The sequence below is a fragment of the Mucilaginibacter sp. OAE612 genome, assembly GCF_041806395.1.
GTDB classification, from domain to species: domain Bacteria; phylum Bacteroidota; class Bacteroidia; order Sphingobacteriales; family Sphingobacteriaceae; genus Mucilaginibacter; species Mucilaginibacter rubeus.
The window spans coordinates 2,486,005-2,506,350 of sequence record NZ_JBGMUW010000001.1 but is presented as its reverse complement, the minus strand read 5'-3'; the positions used below and the strand labels follow the sequence as shown (position 1 = coordinate 2,506,350).

At 42.5% G+C, this 20,346-nt stretch carries 21 protein-coding genes, 1 tRNA gene and 1 riboswitch; of the genes, 12 read left to right on the top strand and 10 right to left on the bottom strand.

The window, feature by feature from the left end:
• Positions 1-57 precede the first annotated feature (57 nt).
• Entirely contained in the window at positions 58-549 is a 492-nt protein-coding gene (locus tag ABID99_RS10450; RefSeq protein WP_090525909.1) for a YajQ family cyclic di-GMP-binding protein, read from the top strand.
• 93 nt (positions 550-642) lie between these two features.
• Here the strand turns inward: ABID99_RS10450 and bioB are convergent, their stop codons facing one another.
• The 5 genes from bioB to ribD all read right to left on the bottom strand — a co-directional run bounded on the left by bioB (position 643) and on the right by ribD (position 5,866).
• Complete coding sequence (gene bioB / locus ABID99_RS10445; RefSeq protein ID WP_188832291.1) at positions 643-1,650, bottom strand: biotin synthase BioB; 1,008 nt, start codon at positions 1,648-1,650, stop codon at positions 643-645.
• A 216-nt stretch (positions 1,651-1,866) separates the two neighbouring features.
• Positions 1,867-3,219, bottom strand: coding sequence for a magnesium transporter (gene mgtE, locus ABID99_RS10440; protein WP_373613653.1), 1,353 nt, complete (start codon positions 3,217-3,219; stop codon positions 1,867-1,869).
• A gap of 88 nt (positions 3,220-3,307) precedes the next feature.
• Positions 3,308-3,922, bottom strand: coding sequence for a YigZ family protein (locus ABID99_RS10435; RefSeq protein WP_373613652.1), 615 nt, complete (start codon positions 3,920-3,922; stop codon positions 3,308-3,310).
• A 9-nt stretch (positions 3,923-3,931) separates the two neighbouring features.
• Positions 3,932-4,810 carry an EamA family transporter gene (locus tag ABID99_RS10430; protein ID WP_354483266.1) on the bottom strand — a complete coding sequence of 293 codons (879 nt, stop codon included), beginning with the start codon at positions 4,808-4,810 and terminating at the stop codon, positions 3,932-3,934.
• A complete protein-coding gene (ribD, locus tag ABID99_RS10425) occupies positions 4,811-5,866 on the bottom strand; it encodes a bifunctional diaminohydroxyphosphoribosylaminopyrimidine deaminase/5-amino-6-(5-phosphoribosylamino)uracil reductase RibD (protein ID WP_188832295.1) in 1,056 nt (351 codons plus the stop codon). It abuts the gene before it with no gap.
• Between the two features lie 33 nt (positions 5,867-5,899).
• Here ribD and prmC point away from each other — a divergent pair, with 33 nt between their 5' ends.
• Entirely contained in the window at positions 5,900-6,763 is an 864-nt protein-coding gene (prmC, locus tag ABID99_RS10420; protein ID WP_373613651.1) for a peptide chain release factor N(5)-glutamine methyltransferase, read from the top strand.
• Positions 6,764-6,767: 4 nt separating this feature from the next.
• Here prmC and ABID99_RS10415 read toward each other — a convergent pair whose 3' ends face one another.
• From ABID99_RS10415 to ABID99_RS10405, 3 genes are all read right to left on the bottom strand, one after another.
• Positions 6,768-7,877 carry a hypothetical protein gene (locus ABID99_RS10415; RefSeq protein ID WP_373613650.1) on the bottom strand — a complete coding sequence of 370 codons (1,110 nt, stop codon included), beginning with the start codon at positions 7,875-7,877 and terminating at the stop codon, positions 6,768-6,770.
• Positions 7,877-8,512 (bottom strand): ATP-binding cassette domain-containing protein, encoded by a 636-nt coding sequence (locus ABID99_RS10410; RefSeq protein WP_373613649.1) that lies wholly within the window; start codon positions 8,510-8,512, stop codon positions 7,877-7,879. The genes ABID99_RS10415 and ABID99_RS10410 overlap by 1 nt, the downstream gene beginning before the upstream one ends.
• Positions 8,513-8,626: 114 nt before the next feature.
• Positions 8,627-9,616, bottom strand: coding sequence for a D-alanine--D-alanine ligase (locus ABID99_RS10405; protein ID WP_354483275.1), 990 nt, complete (start codon positions 9,614-9,616; stop codon positions 8,627-8,629).
• Positions 9,617-9,870: 254 nt separating this feature from the next.
• Here ABID99_RS10405 and ABID99_RS10400 point away from each other — a divergent pair, with 254 nt between their 5' ends.
• The 6 genes from ABID99_RS10400 to ABID99_RS10375 all read left to right on the top strand — a co-directional run bounded on the left by ABID99_RS10400 (position 9,871) and on the right by ABID99_RS10375 (position 13,619).
• Complete coding sequence (locus tag ABID99_RS10400; RefSeq protein ID WP_090525919.1) at positions 9,871-10,665, top strand: PASTA domain-containing protein; 795 nt, start codon at positions 9,871-9,873, stop codon at positions 10,663-10,665.
• Positions 10,643-10,951, top strand: a complete 309-nt coding sequence (locus ABID99_RS10395) for a rhodanese-like domain-containing protein (RefSeq protein WP_090525920.1) — start codon at positions 10,643-10,645, stop codon at positions 10,949-10,951. Before ABID99_RS10400 ends, ABID99_RS10395 begins: the two co-directional genes overlap by 23 nt.
• 28 nt (positions 10,952-10,979) lie before the next feature.
• Positions 10,980-12,032: an endolytic transglycosylase MltG gene (gene mltG, locus ABID99_RS10390; RefSeq protein WP_373613647.1), complete on the top strand. Its 1,053-nt coding sequence runs from the start codon at positions 10,980-10,982 to the stop codon at positions 12,030-12,032.
• The gene (locus tag ABID99_RS10385) at positions 12,032-12,439 is read left to right on the top strand and encodes an acyl-CoA thioesterase (protein ID WP_373613646.1); all 408 of its coding nucleotides are present in this window, start codon (positions 12,032-12,034) and stop codon (positions 12,437-12,439) included. Before mltG ends, ABID99_RS10385 begins: the two co-directional genes overlap by 1 nt.
• Before the next feature lie 11 nt (positions 12,440-12,450).
• The gene (locus tag ABID99_RS10380; RefSeq protein WP_373613645.1) at positions 12,451-13,431 is read left to right on the top strand and encodes a YihY/virulence factor BrkB family protein; all 981 of its coding nucleotides are present in this window, start codon (positions 12,451-12,453) and stop codon (positions 13,429-13,431) included.
• A gap of 98 nt (positions 13,432-13,529) precedes the next feature.
• A tRNA-Ser gene (locus ABID99_RS10375) sits at positions 13,530-13,619 on the top strand.
• Positions 13,620-13,768: 149 nt separating this feature from the next.
• On the opposite strand, the gene ABID99_RS10370 is transcribed toward ABID99_RS10375, so the two are convergent.
• A complete protein-coding gene (locus ABID99_RS10370; protein WP_373613644.1) occupies positions 13,769-13,957 on the bottom strand; it encodes a hypothetical protein in 189 nt (62 codons plus the stop codon).
• A gap of 338 nt (positions 13,958-14,295) precedes the next feature.
• Positions 14,296-14,448, bottom strand: coding sequence for a hypothetical protein (locus ABID99_RS10365; RefSeq protein WP_175489953.1), 153 nt, complete (start codon positions 14,446-14,448; stop codon positions 14,296-14,298).
• Positions 14,449-14,949: 501 nt separating this feature from the next.
• On the opposite strand from ABID99_RS10365, the gene ABID99_RS10360 reads away from it, so the two are divergent.
• The 4 genes from ABID99_RS10360 to ABID99_RS10345 all read left to right on the top strand — a co-directional run bounded on the left by ABID99_RS10360 (position 14,950) and on the right by ABID99_RS10345 (position 20,338).
• Complete coding sequence (locus ABID99_RS10360; protein ID WP_090525926.1) at positions 14,950-16,065, top strand: PLP-dependent aspartate aminotransferase family protein; 1,116 nt, start codon at positions 14,950-14,952, stop codon at positions 16,063-16,065.
• A gap of 216 nt (positions 16,066-16,281) precedes the next feature.
• A riboswitch (SAM riboswitch) is annotated at positions 16,282-16,392 on the top strand.
• Between the two features lie 245 nt (positions 16,393-16,637).
• A complete protein-coding gene (locus ABID99_RS10355) occupies positions 16,638-17,957 on the top strand; it encodes an O-acetylhomoserine aminocarboxypropyltransferase/cysteine synthase family protein (protein WP_373613643.1) in 1,320 nt (439 codons plus the stop codon).
• A gap of 90 nt (positions 17,958-18,047) precedes the next feature.
• A complete protein-coding gene (gene metX, locus ABID99_RS10350) occupies positions 18,048-19,103 on the top strand; it encodes a homoserine O-acetyltransferase (RefSeq protein WP_373613642.1) in 1,056 nt (351 codons plus the stop codon).
• Positions 19,103-20,338: a homoserine dehydrogenase gene (locus ABID99_RS10345; protein WP_354483284.1), complete on the top strand. Its 1,236-nt coding sequence runs from the start codon at positions 19,103-19,105 to the stop codon at positions 20,336-20,338. Before metX ends, ABID99_RS10345 begins: the two co-directional genes overlap by 1 nt.
• Positions 20,339-20,346 lie beyond the last annotated feature (8 nt).

Below are 20,346 nucleotides of genomic sequence, written 5' to 3'. Positions count from 1 at the left end.
CGCTGTATGTTAACAATACATTAGTTTTGCAAAACATTTATAACCAACACACTACTTATGCCAACATTTGATATAGTTAGTAAAATAGACGGGCAAACGCTTGATAACGCGATAAATACCGCCAAAAAAGAGATCCTGAACCGTTACGACTTTAACGATTCAAAAAGCACTATTGACCTTGATAAAAAAACAAACCAGGTTACCATAGTTACTGAAAACGATATGCGCCTTAAAGCCATACAAGACAGCATCATAAGCCGGATGGTTAAACAACATCTTGATCCCAAAGCGCTGGATTTTGGCAAAGAGCAATATGCATCGGGCAACATGATCCGCAAGGAAATCAAGATCAGGGAAGGTATAGATAAGGAAGCTGCTAAAAAGATAGTAAAGAAAATTAAAGATAGCGGCCTTAAAGTGCAAGCCTCCATCATGGACGATCAAGTGCGGGTGCAAGGAAAAAAGATTGACGACCTGCAATCTGTTATCAGCCTTTGCCGCGCGGAGGATTTTGGCCAGCCATTGCAATATATTAATATGAGAGACTAATAGAAATCTCTGATATTAATGTAAAAAATCCTATTAAAACAAAAGGAGCCATGCATTTTGCTACCGCTCCTTTTGTTTTATCTGAAAGCGCTATTAGCCCGCAACTTCAACTTCTTCTTTATTAACTTCATTAGGCCGGCCATTTTTGAAAGCTTTACGCGGCGATAAACCAAGCAATTCAAACATAGCCATATCGGTATCAAATGATGGGTTTGGCGTGGTAAGCAGCTTTTCGCCAGCAAAAATTGAATTAGCTCCTGCCATAAAACAGAAAGCCTGTTCAACCGTACTCATCTCCGTACGACCGGCAGATAAACGCACTACGGTTTTAGGCATAATGATCCTTGTTGTAGCCACCATCCTAACCATGTCCCAAACAGAAACACGGGGCTGATCGGCTAACGGAGTTCCTGCTACCGGAACTAAAGCATTAATAGGCACTGATTCGGGGTGTTTGGGCAGGTTCGACAATGTTTTGAGCATGGATACCCTGTCCTCCACCGTTTCACCCAGGCCAATGATGCCGCCACTGCATACGGTGATCTTAGCTTTGCGCACATGTTCAAGCGTTTTAAGGCGCTCATCGTAGGTACGGGTGGTGATGATCCGTTTGTAATCTTCTTCGGATGTATCAAGGTTATGATTGTAGGCATATAAACCGGCATCGGCCAAACGTTGTGCCTGGCTTTCGGTAAGCATGCCGAGGGTACAACACACTTCCATATCAAGGCTGTTCACCGCTTTAACCATATCAATTACCTTATCAAAATCGCGGTTATCGCGAACCTCACGCCATGCTGCACCCATGCATAAACGTGATGCGCCACCGGCTTTTGCCTTTTCGGCAGCAGCGATTACTTCATCTTTCGGCATTATGGCATGTACATTTACACCTGTATTATAACGGGCAGCTTGCGGGCAGTAAGCACAATCTTCAGAACATCCGCCTGTTTTTATCGATATCAATGAACTGATCTGCACTTCTGCATAATCTTTATTCTCGCGGTGGATCGTAGCGGCCTTGTATACAAGATCAAGCAATGGTGTGTGGTATATATCGGCTATTTCTTCTTTAGTCCAGTTATGTCTAACTTCTGTCATCAGTTTCAGATTAAATTCGTCCCAACAATGTTATTAAGTTATTGTAAACACGCAAATATTCAAAGATTATTTATAAATATAACATTTTGACAGCCCTCAAAAAGAAACTTACTATATAACAAGGTTTTAAATATTTGGCAGCTTAGCCCTTCCGGGGTTCTTGTCCACGCTAATTGCTTATAAATTGCCGTGGGACAGGGACAACCGGCGGATATACTACTTCAATAAAAGCTTGGTAGCTAACCACAGCGGTAGTAAAAACCCTATACAATCGGTAAAAGTGGTGATGATGATGGATGATGCTACTGCGGGGTCAATCCCTACCCTTTTCAATATCAACGGGATGGAAGCGCCTGTTAAGCCTGCTATGATCAGGTTGCCTGTCATGGCTAAAAACAACACCAGGCCAAGCAGCGGATTGGCATCGTAAAAGAACGCTACTATAAACACGATGAGCCCATTGGCGGCGCCGTTGATTAGGCCTACTAAAAACTCTTTTAATACGGTGTTATAAGCTTGTTTGTCGGAAAGGTCGCTTAATGAAATACGCCTAACAGTTACCGCCAATGCCTGTGTGGCAGCATTACCGCCCATACCTGCTATAATGGTCATATAAGCCGAGATAATGGAAAGCTTGGCAACTGTCGAATCAAATGTCCGGATAATGGATGCAGCAAGGAATGCTGTACCCAGGTTAATCACCAGCCATGGCAAACGGCTTTTTACTGCCTCCAGCCAGTTACCGCTCAACTCTTCATCTTCAGATACACCGGAGATCTTCAGGATGTCCTCGGTGTTTTCCTCTTCCATTACGTCGATAATATCATCCACCGTAACGCGTCCGAGCAGTTTCATGTGATCATCAACAACCGGGATACTGGTAAGGTTATATTGCTTAATGAGACGGGCTACCTCTTCCTGGTCAAGCTCGGCTTTTACGTAAACAAAATCGGTAGTTACCAAATCGCTGATGCTGGCATCGGCGCGGGCCTTGATGACTGTTTTAATGGAGAGGATCCCTTTCAGTATGTCGTCATTATCAACTACGCAGATGGTATAAAACTCTTCCATCTCTTCCGATTGTCGGATGATCTCATCAAGCGCATCCTTTTTATCCAAGTTGATGTTTACCTTGATAATCTCGGAGTTCATCAAACCACCGGCAGTATCTTCGGCATAGGTCATCAATGCCCGGATGCTGCTGGCATCTTCATGATCGAGGTCTTCTAAGATCTCTTCCTGGTGTTCTTCATCCAACTGGGAAATGATGTCAGTAGCATCATCATAATCAAGCTCTTCAACTATCTCGGTACGTTTTTCAGGATCGAGGTTTACAAGCAATTCGGCAGGGCCATGCTCTTCGTCCATTTCGGATAAAACTTCCGAAGCAACGTCGGCCGGGAGGATATTGATGATCCTTTCTTTTTCTTCCTGCTGAAGTTTTTCAAATAGTATAGCAATCTCCGAGGCGTGATATTCCTTCAGAACATTCTCTAACTCAGCATCATCGGCTTCGAGCGCTGTTTTAATGCGGAGCAGGTCGGTTTTATCTAATTCAAAAGATTGCATACCCGACTAAATTAAAACAATTAGACCACAATTAAGGAATTAAATGGACAGAAAAAGAGTGCCTAAAGTGGCTATTGTAATGGAATAGTTAGATGCTGTGGTTGTATTTAACCTGCGAGCCGCTCACCTTGCTTAATTTAAAAAGCGCCGGCTCAACCTGCGTTTTTCGGATAGAAAGCTGGATACTGCAATCATTGTCAAATTGCTGATTAAGTACGCCAAGCCCCTCTTCCTTAATGATCCGCATCACATCATTCATTTGCAAATAATCAAATGAGATAGTGTATACGTCATTTACTGTTTTTGAAATGATAACCGATTGGTTTAAGGCATCTTCGGTAGCCGCTTTATAAGCATTAATCAAACCCGGAACCCCTAATAACGTGCCGCCGAAATATCGAACTACTACAACCAGGAGATTGGTAAGATCTTTTGACAGCAGTGTATTCAGGATTGGTCTGCCTGCAGTACCTGAAGGCTCACCGTCATCATTAACCCTGAACACCGAGCGGTCGATGGTTAAACGCATAGCCCAGCAATGGTGATTGGCTTTGGGATGTTCTGATTTTAGTCGGGCAACTATTGCCTTGATGTCATTTTCAGAACTGATGGGATAAGCATAGGCCAGGAACTTGCTGCCGCGGTCGCGAAAAACACCTTCGGCAGGGTTTTCTATGGTTTTATAAGTATCGTCAAAAAGCATTCAAAAATATTACAGGTGCAGGAAGCCCAATGTTTGCGGGAAATAAATAATGATAATAGCCAGCACCGCTATAGCTATGCCGATTTTATTAAGCAGGCTCAGCTTCTCTTTAAATACAAAGATGCCAACCAGCGTACCAACCACAATAACGCCAATATTTACCGACGAAAACACTGCCGAAGGGCTGTTCGCCAGCGCCTGGTGCGCCTTTAAGTAAAAAAGGATATTGCCAAAATTGGCTATCCCTAATACCCAGCCTATGAGGATATGCGGCAATGAAAATTTCATTTTTTTTGTGGATACCTGGTAAATCAAACCAGCAAGGGTTAATATAAACGCAATAATAAAGATGACAAAAATGGCTGTGGTAAAAGGTACATTATTGACCTTGGTAAGCTGTTTTAGCAATACATCAATTACGCCAAAACCGAGGAAAACAATTAACAGGTAAATCCATGAGCCCTTTTCAACTTTGTTACCTGCCGATTTTTGCCAGGGTATAGAGCAGATGATAGCAATGAAAGCCAGTATAATGCCGATGGCTTTTACCATACCGGTGGCTTCGCCAAATAAAACAAATGCTGCCAGTATGGGGATAAACAGGGATAAGCGTTGTGCCACGTCTGTACGAACGATACCGGCCTTGCGCACCGACGTTGCCATGATTACAAATATTGCCGGGAACAGAATCCCCAAAGCCACGTAATTATAAACAGGCCCGTTTTGAATAATACTCAGCTGTGGTTTAAAAAAGAACCAGGTAAGCAAAATAGCCATAGAGTAGTTCCAGGTAATGGCCTGGTAAACGTCCACATGGTAGCGTTTTGCCAGTTTCAGCAAAATGGAAACGATAACACTACAGCAAATACTTAAAAAAACGAACAGCATTTATATAACCGGCTTATTGTATAACAAATGGAGGCGATCGGCGCCTACAGGATATTCATCGGCAAGTATACTTGTTATTTGCGGTGCTTTTATACCTTTCCCTAAAACTTTATTACCGGTAAATACCCTGGCTTCGTCCCAAAGGCCGGCTTCAATAAATGATTCAAGTGTTTTAGCACCGCCTTCAATAATAACAGATTGGATATCCTGAAGGTATAATTGGTACAAAATGTATTGCGGCACAAAGCGTTCAAAATCTTCAAGTGCTATATACCTGTTTTTACCGTCAACATCAAACTTAACCTCGTTAAATATCAACGTTTCTGCAGATTGATCAAATATGTTCAACCCTTTATTCAATTCCAGCCGGCGGTCAATCACCACACGCTTAGGCGACGGGCCATCCCAGTAACGGGTGTTTAATTGTGGGTTGTCACTTAATACCGTGTTTTTGCCAACCAGTATAGCATCTTCTTCACTGCGCCATTTGTGTACCAGTTTGCGCGATTCGGGCCCCGTGATCCAAAACTGCCTGCCATCTGCCGGAGCAAAAAAGCCATCCTGTGTTTGTGCCCACTTTAATATAATATATGGCCTGTGCTTTTGTACCTTGGTAAAAAAGCGACGGTTAAGCCATTGACATTCCTGTTCTAATACGCCGGTTATTACTTGAATGCCGGCAGCCTGCAATTTTTCAATACCTTTTCCGTCGACCTGAGCAAATGGGTCGCGGCAACCAACAATCACTTCAGGGATTTGATGTTTGATGATCAGATCGGCGCAGGGCGGCGTTTTACCATAATGCGCACAAGGCTCTAATGAAACATATATAATCGAGTTTTTCAGCAGTTGGGCGTAGTTATCAAACCTTTGCGTAACCTGTTCAATAGCGTTAACTTCGGCATGGGCCTGGCCGTATTTCTGATGATAGCCCTCTCCTATTATTTTGCCATCGTGAACTACTACCGCGCCAACCATAGGGTTCGGACTAACGTATCCTGCACCCAATTGAGCAAGCTCCAAACAACGGCGCATATATTTTTCATGTTCAAGCATGCTGCAAAAGTAGCTTTTATGTTACTTTGTTGCATGATTACAATTAAGGATGTTTTTGAAGATTACAGGCAGCAGATAAATGGCATTTATGATGCTGTTGAAACCGAAGCTATTACGCTGTTTGTTATTGCCGAAGTTACCGGTTTATCAAGGGCATCTGTTAAGGCATTCCCCGAAAGAGCGTTAACTGCTGAACAGTCGGAACGGGCGAAAAACATCCTTGCCGAACTAAAAACAGGCAAACCTATTCAATACATCTTTGGTGTCACCGAGTTTTTTGGCTTGCGATTTAAAGTAAACCCATATGTGCTGATCCCACGCCCGGAAACTGAGGAACTGGTGGAATGGATTTTAGAAGGCGAAAGGTTAAAGGCGAAAGGCGAAAGGTTTTCTGTACTGGATATAGGTACGGGCAGTGGCTGTATTGCCATCAGCCTGAAAAAGAATTTGGCAAATGCGGATGTTTCTGCGATAGATATATCCGAAGGAGCTTTGGAAACCGCCAAGGAAAATGCTTTGTTAAATGAAGTTGAGGTTAATTTTATTCTGGCTGATATTTTAAATATTGAGCATAATAAAGAAGAGGCTCAATATAATATCATTGTAAGCAACCCTCCTTATGTTACGCTTGATGATAAAAAGCAGATGCATAGTAATGTTACAGATTTTGAGCCACATACTGCTTTGTTTGTACCCCAACATGATCCGCTGATATTTTACCGGGCCATAGCCGATTTTTCACTCAGTAATTTGATTGCCGGCGGCTTGCTTTTCTTCGAGATCAATGAAAATTTAGGCAATGAAACTGTTGAGCTATTAACTGGTAAAGGATTTAAAAACATTGAGTTAAGAAAAGACATGAGCGGTAGGGACAGGATGGTGAAAGCGCAGCTTTAAAAGGTTACAACTTATCGCTTACCACGCCCTCAAACTTGTAATAGTTACTGTAAAATAGCCAGTAAGCAATACCAAAGTTTAAAGGAATCAGCACCCAAAGCAGCTTGAACATAATGATCCAGAACAATACAATAAATAACCCCAGGATCCATTGCAGGTACTTATCCATATTAAGGCCAAACCAGTAAAGGAGGCAATGAAACAGCATCGCGGTGCTTAAGCCAACAAACAGCAGTTCAATAGCCATTAGCAAGTTAAACCTGCTGAACAGCCAGATACTTTCGGGGATGAGGAGAATGAAATAGACGCCTATAAAATTTAGAAATAGCTGTGGCCTGCTATAAGGCAAATTGCGGGAAAAGCAAAGGCCGTTCTCTTCAAATTTCCTTTCCTCAAATATCAATACAATATGTGCCGTTATAACAGCAAGGATTGCTATACCGGCAACACGGACATCAGTTTTAACATCAGCAAACACGTAAAACACCCCGGTGATGATAAGCCAGGAAAGCGCCTTGGTAATGAGGTATGGAACCTTACGCTTATCAAACAGGTGGTAAACGTAAAGGCTGAAATAAGGTTTACGCCATTTGCTGCTTAGTTTTAATAATATAGATTGATCATTGCCATCAACAAGTCCGTTAATTTGCTTTGTATAAATAACTGCACTTAAATAAGTTAAGGCGATTAAATACAGTAAAATGCAAACCGGAAATAAATAATACTTATTGGAAAAACCCACCCCCACAGCGATGAGTGCGTACAATATTACCGGCGATAATATAGCAGCCTGTACCCAAAACCAGCTTATTATTTGTTTCCCTTTGTTCAGGGCATTGCTGCTATAAAATAAAAAATGTTGACTGGGGGCAAAGATTTGCCCGGATACGTAATGCCAGCTTTTAACGGCATAAATAAACCAGCTTATAAACACCAGGATCATTACAACCGAACTGCTGTCCATAGCCAGCATCAGTGCTTTGTGATAGCCTATTAAGTATTGAGGTGGTACAATACCAACCATCGCTAAAAACACAAACAACAGGATTCCCGCATGTACCCGGAAAAAACCGCGGGCAAATATTTTTAACAATACGTTAGTTAGCGGCTTCATCAGCTGATAACCTTTAAGGTTTGATCTTCTACTAAAAGCTCGCCCGATACAGGTAGTGAGCCATTCTCCAATATTTGGTGCGACGATAATAAAAAACTGGTTCCCTGTTGCTCCTGCCGCTCCCTTATCCAGGTATTTAATATTGCCAACGAGGCCGTATCAATAGTGATCAAAGGTTCGTCGAGCAGGATCAGTTTGGGATTACCTAAAAAAGCCAACAGCAACGAGAGTTTTTTCATCATACCGCTACTATAAGTACCTACGGGGCGGTCTACAAAACTTTGCATGCCCATGCTTTTAATATAACCTTCCTCCTGTCTGGCCGGTGCGTCTTTAGCATCAGCAAACAGCCTTATCATTTCAAACCCTGTTAAAAAATCCGGAAACACAGGCTCGGCTTCGGCAAAATTTACGAGCTTGCGGTAAGCTACCGGTTGTTTTTTTATACTGATGTTTTCATCAAGCAAGATGTCTCCATCAAATGCCAATATACCGGCAATGGATTTTAGGAAGGTACTTTTACCCGACCCGTTTACTCCTTTTATCCAGTAAATGCCGCTTTCAAGCTTGAGGCTGTCAATTTTTAAAGCAGGGTAACTACCGTATAATTTTTTGAAGTTTTGAAATTGCAGCATCGTTAATTTGATAACAAAATGAATCTGTTGTTACACAAAAAGAGACGCCTGTAAAGCGTCTCTAAAAGTAATTATCTAAATAAATCCGAAATTGAAAATCCCAATTCCAAAATCCTATAAAGAAGCTCCTTCAATCAGCGCACTGTAAAACTCGCCAACGTCCATACCGGCTGCCCTTACCTGCTGCGGAATCAAACTGGCGGCCGACTGACCGGGCGTGGTGTTGATCTCAATAAAATAAAAATCATTACTGCCTTCAAGCAAAATAAAGTCGATCCTGGCCATGCCGCGGCAGTTGAGGCGGGTATACACCTCGGTAACTATGCCAGCAATTTCTTTAACCTTTTCAGCCGAAAGGTCGGCGGGAGTTATTTCTTGTGTTACACCAGAAGTATATTTCGCCTCGTAATCAAAAAAATCTTTTGAGGTTATAATTTCTGTAGCAGGCAATACCTTTATTTTACCGTGCAGGCGTGCTATACCAATACTGAACTCGCGGCCTTTAATAAATTCTTCTACTAACACCTGGGCATCTTCCTGAAATGCCCTGTTCAATGCTTCCGGCAGGCCGGCTATGTTTTGAACCTTGCTCATACCCACGCTGCTGCCACCATTATTAGGTTTAACAAACAACGGAAATTTCAAATTAGCTGCTATTGTGGCAACGTCATGCACATCGCGCTCAAATAAACGCATGGAATGTGCGGTATGCAAGCCATGGATCCCGTGCACGATAGCTTTGGTATAAGCCTTGTTCATGGTAATGGCCGATGTTGTAGCGTCGCAGGTATTATAAGGGATGCCAAGCATATCAAAATAGCCCTGCAGCTTTCCATCCTCGCCGGGGCTGCCATGAATGGTGATGAAGGCAAAGTCGAACTTTATTTTTTCCTGGTTAAGGGTGATGGTAAAATCATTCTTGTCAACATCGACTGTCGCGTCATCTGCTTCAAAAAACCACCTGTCGCGGGTAATTAATATAGTATAAACTTTATAGTTGCTGTTTGACGCCAGATTAGCTGCGATATTTTTTGCGCTGTTGAGGGATACTTCATATTCGCCGGTAAAACCTCCGGCCAAAAGGGCAATATTTTTAAGACTCATTTTATTTCGGATTTCGGATGTTCGATTTCGAATTTATTTCCAGGAGCAACGAAAGCGACCTGATTTCGAAGTCGAAATTAGAATAAATATCATTGCAAATAATACTAAAGTTTAAATTTTGAGTTTAAAACTCCCAAAATTCTGCAATAATTAATTCCGAAATCGAACATCCAAAATCCGACATCCTAACACCCATATCCAAAATAATTCCTATGTTTGATACTTAATTAAAAGGTTTACCCTTACGTATACTGATGAGCAAATTTGGGGCTTACTTAAAATCAAAATCATTCCGGAATAACTTATTAATGGCTATTGTAACCGTGATAGCCGTTGTTTTAATAGCTTTTTTTAGCCTTGGTTATTATACCCGTCATGGTTCGGGCATACCCGTACCAAAGCTTAAAGGCCTTTCCATTGATAAAGCTATGGATATTTTAAAAGAGCAGGGATTCGGCTATAAAATAGATTCTGTGTATGTACAGGACGTGGCCCCCGGTACTATCGTTGAACAAGACCCAGATCCCGGGACCAACGTTAAAGAAAGCCGGGTAATTTACCTTACCATGGTAACCCTGCAGGCGCCAAATGTAGCCTTGCCCGATCTTGAACAAAGCAATTATCGCGAAGCGATAGCTACCATATCAAATTATGGCTTAAAACTGGGCGATACAACGTACCGTTCGGATATTGCCCGCGACCGGATCCTGGAGGTACGTTTTGGCGGACAAGTGATAAAACCGGGTACCAAGATCCCCAAAGGCTCAAGGATAGATTTGGTTTTGGGCGATGGTGAGGGTGCAAGCGAAGTGGAAATACCCGAACTGGTAAATCTTGACCTTGATGCCGCCCGATTTGCTATAAAAGGCGCCGGCTTAACTGTTGGGATCATTACTTACCAGGGTACTATTACCGATTCGACTAATGTTGTTGTTGTTTCGCAATACCCGATGAAGACCGATTCATTAAGCAAAACAAGTATTGGCACGCGTATAAATCTTACTGTTTCACAAGGTACCAAAACCGATGCAGCTCCACCGGCAAATTAAAGCTTCCGAACTGATTGAGCGTTTAAGCAAAGGTGAAAGCCTTAACCTGCTCGACGTGCGCGAGGTTATTGAATTCCATACTTATAATATAGGCGGTGATAATATCCCCCTTTCAAATTTGGAGAATGCGCTTAACAGTTTACCCTACAACAAAACAGATGAGATAATCGTTATGTGCAAAATTGGTTTAAGGAGCGAAACTGCACAAAACATATTGAAGCGGTATGGCTATAACAACGTTCGTAACTTGAGCGGCGGATTAGTTGCCATTCAAAAATTAAAATAAATACAACAAACACCATCTATTCAATATCATGACCGCGGAAAAACAAGGATCAGGCATACTGAAAAAATTTATCATAGCGCTGGTAATCATTATCGTTGTGCTTTTAGGCTTTACAGGTTTCAATTATTACCTCAAATACTTTGGACCTAACGTTACGGATAAACAGGAGTACTTATACATTCACACCGGCGCAACATTTGGCGATGTTTTTAAAACAATACAAGATGAGGGCATTGTGAAAGATACTGCTTCATTTGGCTGGGCTGCCCGTAATATGAATTATATTACCCGTGTAAAACCAGGTAAATATCGCCTGCATGAAGGCATGGGGAACCGCAAGCTCATCAATATGCTGGCCTCAGGTACACAAGAGCCTGTTAAAGTTGAATTTCACGGATTGCGACTTAAAGAACAGTTTGCGGGATTTATCTCGAAAAAGATTGAACCGGATTCAATGGCGATTATTCGGCTGCTTGATTCGGCGAGTTTTGTAAGTAAATATGGTTTTACTACCGATAACGTTTATACCGTGATCATGCCCGACTCATACCAGATGTACTGGAATACGAGCCCGGAAAAGTTCTTTAAACGAATGTACGACCACTATCAGGCTTTTTGGACACCTGAACGTAAACAACTGGCTGCTGCAATAAACTTAACCCCTCAGGAAGTATCTGTCCTGGCATCAATAGTTGATGCTGAAGCGCTGCATGATGATGAAATGCCCGCCGTAGCAGGTTTATACCTTAATCGTCTTAAAAAAGGAATGAAACTGGAGGCCGACCCTACCGTGATCTTCGCGCTGAACGATTTTACTATAAAACGTGTGCTTACCCGCTACCTTTCATATAACTCGCCATATAATACTTACCTGCATACAGGTTTACCTCCGGGGCCTATCATGATGCCATCGGTTAATGCGGTGAAAGCAGTGTTAAACTATCAAAAGAGCGACTATATTTATATGTGCGCCAAAGCTGATTTTTCCGGCTACCATGCCTTTGCCACCAACGTGGCGGACCATTTGGTTAATGCGCATAAATTTCAGCAAGCCCTTAATGATCATAACATCCGAAGGTAATGTTTGAGCACACTACTAAAATACGGGTGCGCTATGGCGAAACCGACCAGATGGGCTATATGTATTACGGTAACTACGCCGAATTTTATGAAGTAGGCCGCGTGGAGATGCTTCGCAGTCTTGGCCTTACTTATAAAGGCATGGAAGAATCGGGCATTATGATGCCTGTGCTCGAGCTTCATTGCAAATACCTGAAGCCGGCTTTATATGACGAGGAAATCAGCATCAGGGTGATCATGGATAAGCTGCCAGGCATCCGCATCCATTTCAGGTACGAACTTACAAACCCAAAAGGTGAACTTATTAATACCGGCGAAACGCTGCTCGTATTCATTAACATGAAAACCAATCGCCCATGCCTGCCACCACAGGATTTTACCGATAGATTAATGCCCTTTTTTAAGTAAATTTGGTGTAAATGAAATGGCTGCACCGCTTTTTAATCCGGTTTACGTTTTACAGGTACATCATCGAGTGGACGAAGTCTGTCATCATTCCGGGTTTCAGGCCGTTGCCGCTATACACCGTTATTGATTTTTTTGTAAAGGAAATCACCAATAACTCGCTTATTAACCGGGCCTATGCTTTAGCCTATAGCTTTATGCTCGCCGTTTTTCCGGCTACTATTTTTTTGTTCACGCTTATCCCCTACGTGCCCATAAAACATTTTAAAGGCAACCTGATGATGGTGCTGGCCTCTGTAATGCCAACAAATGCCTATATGGCGTTCAGAGAAACCCTTTTCGATATCGTAAGTAATCAAAACGGCAAGCTCCTTTCCTTCGGTTTCCTGACAACCTTGTATTTTGCTACGAATGGCGTTATCAATCTCATGAAAGCCTTTAATAAATCCTCATTAATTGAGGATAAACGGAGCTGGCTTAAAAGGCGCCTGGTAGCCACAGGAATTACCGTAGCTATAAGTTTCGCGTTATTACTGGCCATTTCCATACTCATCCTGGGTCAATCCATTATCAGGTTCATTCAATCGCATGTGGCGTCTGAAAATCATTTTTGGGTTTACCCTGTGATGCTGTTCAGATGGGTGATTATTGTGGTGATCATTTTTGTAACCATAGGGTGCTTATACCGTTACGCTCCTGCACATAAAAAGAAATGGAATTTTATTAATCCTGGCTCCATACTGGCTACGGCACTGGCAGTTTTAACTTCACTGGGCTTTTCCTATTATATCAACAATTTCTCGTCGTACAATAAAGTTTACGGCTCGATAGGTACGCTCATCGTTGTGATGATCTGGATGTATATAAACTCATTAATTTTGATAATCGGGTTCGAATTAAACGCGTCCGTAGAGCTTTCCAAGCGTACAATCCGTATTGTAAAACCCAGATTTAACACTTTTCGGGCAAAAAAAACCGATCAGGCAAAAAATTAACTACCTATTAATCAGCAATTAATACAGATTATTTAATTAAATTAAAAAAAGTGAAATTCAAATTTGGCAATTCGCCCCGGATTTGTACTTTTGTCCCCGGAGAGTTGGCAGAGTGGTCGATTGCGGCAGTCTTGAAAACTGTTGAACTGTGAAAGGTTCCTGGGGTTCGAATCCCTAACTCTCCGCCAAGTATCTAAGCCCTGAAATAGCTGATTTCGGGGCTTTTTCTTATACTGGAATAGCCACTCTTACCTGAACAAAATGGTTGATGTGACCCAAGGTAAGTGCATCCGTTTGGGTTTGAAAAGACAGCCAATGCATTTGGAAAGCTTCCTGTTTACCGCACCGCTATAATCACGCGTTGATAGCTGGTAAGAGACGGTGTGCCGTTATCCGTTGCCTGAAAAACAATGTGAATTGTTTGGCCGGAAACAGCGTCTTTAGGTACCCTGATTTGTGTTTGCCTGGCTTTTCGGGGTTTAATATCGACACTTTTCCCGGGATAAGTTCCTTGTTGAAATTGCACCAGCTAACAGAAACCAGATTTCCGTCAGGATCAGAAACGGCTCCGTACAGTCTGATCGTTTCGCCGACTGTTGCCCTGACATTTAATGGACCTTCTATTTTGGCAACTGGCTCGTGATTTGCCAGTGCATATATTGGCGTTACCGACCGTTTAATCCGGGCAGCAAAATCCCGCTGAGCGGCAGGAAAAAAGTTAGGGTACGTATTATTTCGATCTTTCGGCACAGCGAGTGAAGCTGCCATAGCCTGGGATGACGTATCACTATTCTGGAAGAAGGCGTTTTTACCTTTAGGATCAATAAATCCGGTGCCGCCCCAGCCTCCATAAGTACCTTTTTCTTATGCACGTAATCCATTGTCAAGCATGTTCATAAACGTTGGGTCGTCGCCCTCCCCTAACCATGAACCTTTTTCCTGAACAGGCATCCATACAATATAACCCATTTTCTTCAACTCGTCGTTAGTATGTCCGCTGAGACCAAAATAGTCCATGATGTCGCCTTTTACCATTTATTTTCCATCGCCCATACTCTGTACAGGGCTCCCAATGGCCCCCTGTCTGATATATTTTCCTTCATCCAGGATACTGTCATATAAACGGAATCCTATGAAGTCGCATTTAGTTGAGCACCATATCCATAGTTCGGTCCGCCTTTAAACTCACGGTATTCAAAAACCCTTCGCTGTAACAACGCCATTTTGAACGGTGATCTTGGTTTCGGAGCCATAACCAAAAACTGAACCGTTATTAGCGGTATAAGTATATGAATTTTTACTTTCAGTCTTAAAGTTTTGCCATACTTTATAGCTTTTGTCATAAGCGGTATCATTGGCATCTTTTTTTCAGGCAGATAGCCCAATAATAACCAACAGGAAGATAAAGCACGTTTTCATGCGGTTTGGTTTTTAAACCTATTCGGCAAAAAATATAAAAACGCTACAGCTAATAACAAATATTCTTGTTTATTTTGGGCGATATCATAATACAATACCATGAAAACTGAAACTATAGCGATACATGCCGGCAACCATGTTGATGAAGCAACAAGGGCCGTTATACAACCCATTATTATGTCAACCACTTTTGAGCGCGGTGAGGATGGCGGTTTTCCGGCAGGTTATATTTACAGTCGCTCATCGAACCCCAATCGTCACGCACTGGAGCATGTGCTGGCAAAGTTAGAGGGAGGTGTTGAAGCAGCTTGCTTTTCATCAGGTAATGCGGCCGGGATGTCGGTATTTCAATCATTGGAGCCGGGCACCCATATAATTGCGCCGGATGATATGTATCATGGCTTACGTAATCAGCTTAAAACCCTTTTTGCCGGGATCCTTACCTTCGATTTTATTGATGTAAACGATACCGGGGTTTTACAACAGCACATCAAGCCCGAAACAGGTTTGATCTGGATTGAAACACCTTCAAACCCCCTGCTTAAAATAACCGATATTAAAAAGGTGGTTGCTATTGCCAAAGCAAAGGGCATTAAAGTTTTGTGCGATAATACATTTGCCACCCCTATGTGCCAGCGACCACTTGAGCTGGGCGCGGATATGGTTATGCACTCAGCCACCAAATATTTTGGCGGACATAGCGACCTGATGGGCGGCGTGTTGATCACGGCCGAAAAGAATGATTGGTGGACAAAAATCCGCCAGGTGCAGGAAATGGGTGGCGCAATCCCCTCGCCTATGGATTGTTATTACCTGGTACGCAGTATTAAAACTTTACCATACCGTGTAAAAGGCCACGTACAAAACGCACAGTTATTAGCCGAATACCTTGAACAGCATCCCAATGTTGAACAGGTAATGTACCCCGGTTTGCCCTCGCACCCGCAGCATGAGATAGCTAAAGATCAGATGCTGGCTTTTGGTGGCATGTTATCTTTTACTATTAAGGGCGATGAGAACGACACGCATAACATCATCAATAAGCTGAAACTATTTATCAAAGCTACCAGCCTTGGTGGTGTTGAAAGCCTAATAGAACACCGCGCTACTGTTGAAGGGCCGGATACCAAAACACCACGAAACCTGCTAAGGGTTTCGGTTGGGCTGGAACATATTGATGATTTGATTGCCGATATGAAGCAGGCTTTGGCTTAGGCCTTTTAAGGTAAAAGGATAAAGGTTAAAGGCGAAAGGTAGCTGCATTTGTCTAAGCTTAAAATTGTTCTCGAATGAACCTTTTGCCTTTGGCCTTTTACCTTAACCTTAAAAAGAAATAAAATTTGGTATATTACCTCACAATCCCTTATATTCGCAACATTATTTGGTAGTGATACCAACGTCGATCAATCCTCCGCACATAGTTCGGGTTTTGATTTATAAAGAAGCGGCGAGAGATCAGGCTCAATGACCCGCTGGCAACCCTTCAATGTTGAAGAAGGTGCCAATTCCTGTCCCGGCAAATAACACCGGGGAATATAAATTTATAACCATGAAAAGTTTAATTAAATTTACGCAACGCAACACTTTTTACACCTTAAACGGTAACGTACAACATATTGGCTCCCCTATTGGCTGTATTTGTATGTGTTGCTGCTGTTGATGCTTAGCACGCTCCTATTTTTCATTTTCTGAAAAGCGTGTTGTTAAACCGGTTGTTTTTAAACCGGCTTTCCAAATTCATCTAAACATTCAAAAATCTAAATTAAACACATTAAAAAATTACAACTATGTCTGCCTTAAAATTCGAAACCTTACAATTACATGCCGGTCAGGAAGTTGATCCAACAACAGGTTCACGCGCTGTGCCCATTTATCAAACTACTTCATACGTATTCAACAGTGCCGAACATGGTGCAAACCTGTTTGCGCTGAAAGAGTTTGGTAATATCTATACCCGCATCATGAACCCTACTACCGATGTGTTTGAAAAACGCATCGCGGCGTTAGAGGGCGGTGTGGCAGCGCTGGCGACAGCTTCTGGCCAGGCATCTCAATTCCTTGCCCTTAATAATATTTTACAGGTTGGCGATAACTTTGTTACCTCACCTTTCCTATATGGCGGTACTTATAACCAGTTTAAAGTAGCGTTTAAACGCCTGGGCATCGATGTGCGTTTTGCCAAAGATGATACTGCGGTCAATATCGAGGCGCTTATTGATGATAAAACAAAGGCCATTTTCCTGGAAACCATTGGTAACCCGGGCTTTACTATTGCCGATTTTGAAAAGGTGAGCGAAGTTGCCAAAAGGCATGACCTGCCGCTAATTGTTGATAATACTTTCGGTGCGGGTGGTTACCTCTTCCGTCCCATTGAACATGGCGCTAATGTGGTTGTTGAGTCAACCACCAAATGGATTGGCGGGCATGGTACCAGTATTGGCGGCGTCATTATTGATGCAGGCAATTACAATTGGGGTAACGGTAAGTTTCCGCAATTCACTGAACCATCTGAGGGGTACCACGGGTTGATATTTAACGATGTATTTGGCATTGGCGGTCCGTTTGGCAATATCCAGTTTATTATTCGTGCCCGTGTGGAAGGCTTGAGAGATTTCGGCCCGTCGCAGGCTCCATTTAATTCATGGCTGAACATTCAGGGACTGGAAACACTTTCGTTACGCGTGCAACGTCATGTTGATAATGCCCTGCAACTGGCTAAATGGCTGGAGCAGCATTCGCAGGTGGCAAGCGTAAATTACCCGGGACTGGAATCATCGCCATATCATGAGCTGGCTAAAAAATATTTAAAGAATGGTTTCGGTGGCGTATTGTCATTCGAGATTAAGGGGAGTAAAGAGCAGGCCAGCCGATTGATCAACAACCTGAAACTGGTTAGCCATTTGGCCAATGTTGGCGACGCAAAAACACTCATCATTCAGCCATCGGCAACTACGCATCAGCAATTGTCTGATGAAGAGCAATTGGCTGCCGGTGTTACGCCAGCTTCATTGCGCGTGGCTGTTGGTATTGAGCATATTGACGATATTAAAGCTGATTTTGAGCAGGCTTTTGCAAAAATTAAGCAAGGTGAGGGTGAGTTAGTTTAATAATGTATAGTTTTTTTAAGTGATATAGTAAACGTTATTGCAGGTTGCAGCCGGAAATACCGGTTGCACCTGAAATAACAAAACAACAGAATGAACGCAGAGATATTTAAATACACTGATACTTTTGAATTTGAATCGGGCCGTACAATTGAAGGTTTAGAAATAGGTTTTCACACTTATGGCCGGTTAAATAAGGAAAAAAATAACATTGTTTGGGTTTGCCATGCGCTTACTGCCAACAGCGATGTATTTGACTGGTGGAAAGGGCTTATTGGCGAGGGGTATTTTTTTAACCCGGAAGAGCATTTTATAGTTTGCGCCAATATTTTGGGTTCTCCTTACGGCACTACAAGTCCGTTGAGCATTAACCCGGTTACCGGCCAGCCATATTATCTTTCATATCCCCAGTTTACTACAAGGGATATGGTTAAAGCGCACCAGTTGCTTGCCCAGCATTTAAACATTAATAATATCAGTGTATTAATTGGAGGTTCATTAGGCGGCCAGCAGGCTATGGAATGGGCTATTATTGAACCGGAGCGCATCAAAAATCTTATTCTGATAGCAACTAATGCCAAGCATTCACCATGGGGCATTGCCTTTAACGAGTCGCAACGTTTGGCTATCACTACCGACCGCACCTTTTACAGCAATACGCCCGAAGGCGGTCAGAAAGGCTTAAAAGCTGCGCGCAGTATCGCGCTTTTAAGTTATCGTACTTATAAAACTTACGGCATTACCCAGCAGGAAGAAGCCGACGATGTGCAGGACAATTTCCGCTCTTCATCGTACCAAAATTACCAGGGGCAAAAGCTGGTGAACCGCTTTAACGCCTATAGTTATTGGTACCTGACCAAAGTGATGGACTCACACAATGTGGGCCGGGGCCGTCACGGTGTAGATAAAGCGTTGAGCCTCATCAAGGCAAAAACATTAGTTATCGGCATCTCGTCGGATGTTTTGTTCCCTGTTGAAGAACAGCAATACTTGTTCAGGCATATCCCTAAGGCCGCCTTTGCCAAACTGGATTCGTTTTATGGGCACGATGGATTTTTAATTGAAACAGAAGCATTAACAAAAATATTCACATCATTTTTTAAAACCGATGTGAAAGGAAAAATTATAGAACTGCAACGTACAGCGTAATGAGTAAAAAGTTAAATATCGGCCTCTTCGGATTTGGAGTTGTTGGCCAGGGGTTATATGATATCGTTAAAACAAAGCATTTAAATATCGAGATAGTAAAATTTGCTATTAAAGACCCTAATAAAAAGCGTTCCCTGCCGGCCCACCTGTTCACCACTGATAAGGAAGAACTGCTTAATAACCCCGAGATCAACACCATTGTTGAACTGATCAATGATACCGAAGCTGCTTTTGAAATTGTTTCAAGAGCATTAAAATCTGGCAAGAACGTGGTATCTGCCAGTAAGAAAATGATCGCCCTGCATTTGGACGAACTGATCGAGATCCAGCATCAATACGGTACATCATTATTATATGAAGGCGCGGTTTGCGGTAGTATCCCTATTATCCGCAATCTGGAAGAATATTATGATAATGAACTACTGCATTCTATCAGCGGTATTTTCAATGGCTCATCAAACTATATCCTTTCAAAAGGTTTTATTGAAGGGCTCGATTACGACAGTGCATTAAAACAAGCCCAGGACCTGGGTTTTGCAGAAACCGACCCAACAAGTGATGTTGGTGGTTTTGATGCAAAATACAAACTGGTTATTGCTGCTGCACACGCATATGGCGTAGTTGTACAGCCCGATGAAGTATTTAACCTCGGCATTCAGAACCTTGCAGCCGCAGATTTGCAATATGCCCGCGAAAAGAACCTCAAAATTAAACTGGTACCTGTAGCTAAAGAGCTTGACGACCGTAACGTTGCCCTGTTTGTACTGCCTAAATTTGTAAACGACAAAGAGTTTTTATACAACGTTGAGTACGAATATAATGGCGTAACCGTACAGGCCGCCTTTGCCGATCAGCAATTCTTTTTTGGCAAAGGTGCAGGTGGGCATCCTACCGGCTCGGCTGTACTTTCGGATATAGCGGCATTACGTTATAACTACCAATACGAATACAAAAAAGCTAAAGAGAAAACAGACCTTAATTTTACCAATAACATTGAATTAACCATTTACCTGCGTTATGACGATGAGGAACTGGTTGAAGCACTGAATTTTGAACACATCAATGAGCGTTACTATTCAGGTAATTATAAATTTGTGATAGGAAAAATCAATTTGCAAAATCTGATCGCTAATCAACATCGTATATCTGAGAGTAAGGCTTTCGTAGCCTTTGCCGATCAGCTTACGGGGGTCAGCTTAGCATCGGTAACTAAACAAACAGCTGAAGTTTTTTAATAGATTCT

Coding starts and splice junctions, on each gene's coding strand:
- ABID99_RS10435 (WP_373613652.1), bottom strand. CDS start 3,922: ATGCTTTTTGACGATACTTATAAAACCATAGAAAACCCTGCCGAAGGT.
- ABID99_RS10380 (WP_373613645.1), top strand. CDS start 12,451: ATGAAATGGCTGCACCGCTTTTTAATCCGGTTTACGTTTTACAGGTAC.
- ABID99_RS10415 (WP_373613650.1), bottom strand. CDS start 7,877: ATGAAGCCGCTAACTAACGTATTGTTAAAAATATTTGCCCGCGGTTTT.
- bioB (WP_188832291.1), bottom strand. CDS start 1,650: ATGACAGAAGTTAGACATAACTGGACTAAAGAAGAAATAGCCGATATA.
- ABID99_RS10410 (WP_373613649.1), bottom strand. CDS start 8,512: ATGCTGCAATTTCAAAACTTCAAAAAATTATACGGTAGTTACCCTGCT.
- ABID99_RS10395 (WP_090525920.1), top strand. CDS start 10,643: ATGCAGCTCCACCGGCAAATTAAAGCTTCCGAACTGATTGAGCGTTTA.
- ABID99_RS10400 (WP_090525919.1), top strand. CDS start 9,871: ATGAGCAAATTTGGGGCTTACTTAAAATCAAAATCATTCCGGAATAAC.
- ribD (WP_188832295.1), bottom strand. CDS start 5,866: ATGCTTGAACATGAAAAATATATGCGCCGTTGTTTGGAGCTTGCTCAA.
- metX (WP_373613642.1), top strand. CDS start 18,048: ATGAACGCAGAGATATTTAAATACACTGATACTTTTGAATTTGAATCG.
- ABID99_RS10405 (WP_354483275.1), bottom strand. CDS start 9,616: ATGAGTCTTAAAAATATTGCCCTTTTGGCCGGAGGTTTTACCGGCGAA.
- ABID99_RS10345 (WP_354483284.1), top strand. CDS start 19,103: ATGAGTAAAAAGTTAAATATCGGCCTCTTCGGATTTGGAGTTGTTGGC.
- ABID99_RS10360 (WP_090525926.1), top strand. CDS start 14,950: ATGAAAACTGAAACTATAGCGATACATGCCGGCAACCATGTTGATGAA.
- prmC (WP_373613651.1), top strand. CDS start 5,900: ATGATTACAATTAAGGATGTTTTTGAAGATTACAGGCAGCAGATAAAT.
- ABID99_RS10355 (WP_373613643.1), top strand. CDS start 16,638: ATGTCTGCCTTAAAATTCGAAACCTTACAATTACATGCCGGTCAGGAA.
- mgtE (WP_373613653.1), bottom strand. CDS start 3,219: ATGCAATCTTTTGAATTAGATAAAACCGACCTGCTCCGCATTAAAACA.
- ABID99_RS10365 (WP_175489953.1), bottom strand. CDS start 14,448: ATGGACTATTTTGGTCTCAGCGGACATACTAACGACGAGTTGAAGAAA.
- ABID99_RS10450 (WP_090525909.1), top strand. CDS start 58: ATGCCAACATTTGATATAGTTAGTAAAATAGACGGGCAAACGCTTGAT.
- ABID99_RS10385 (WP_373613646.1), top strand. CDS start 12,032: ATGTTTGAGCACACTACTAAAATACGGGTGCGCTATGGCGAAACCGAC.
- mltG (WP_373613647.1), top strand. CDS start 10,980: ATGACCGCGGAAAAACAAGGATCAGGCATACTGAAAAAATTTATCATA.
- ABID99_RS10430 (WP_354483266.1), bottom strand. CDS start 4,810: ATGCTGTTCGTTTTTTTAAGTATTTGCTGTAGTGTTATCGTTTCCATT.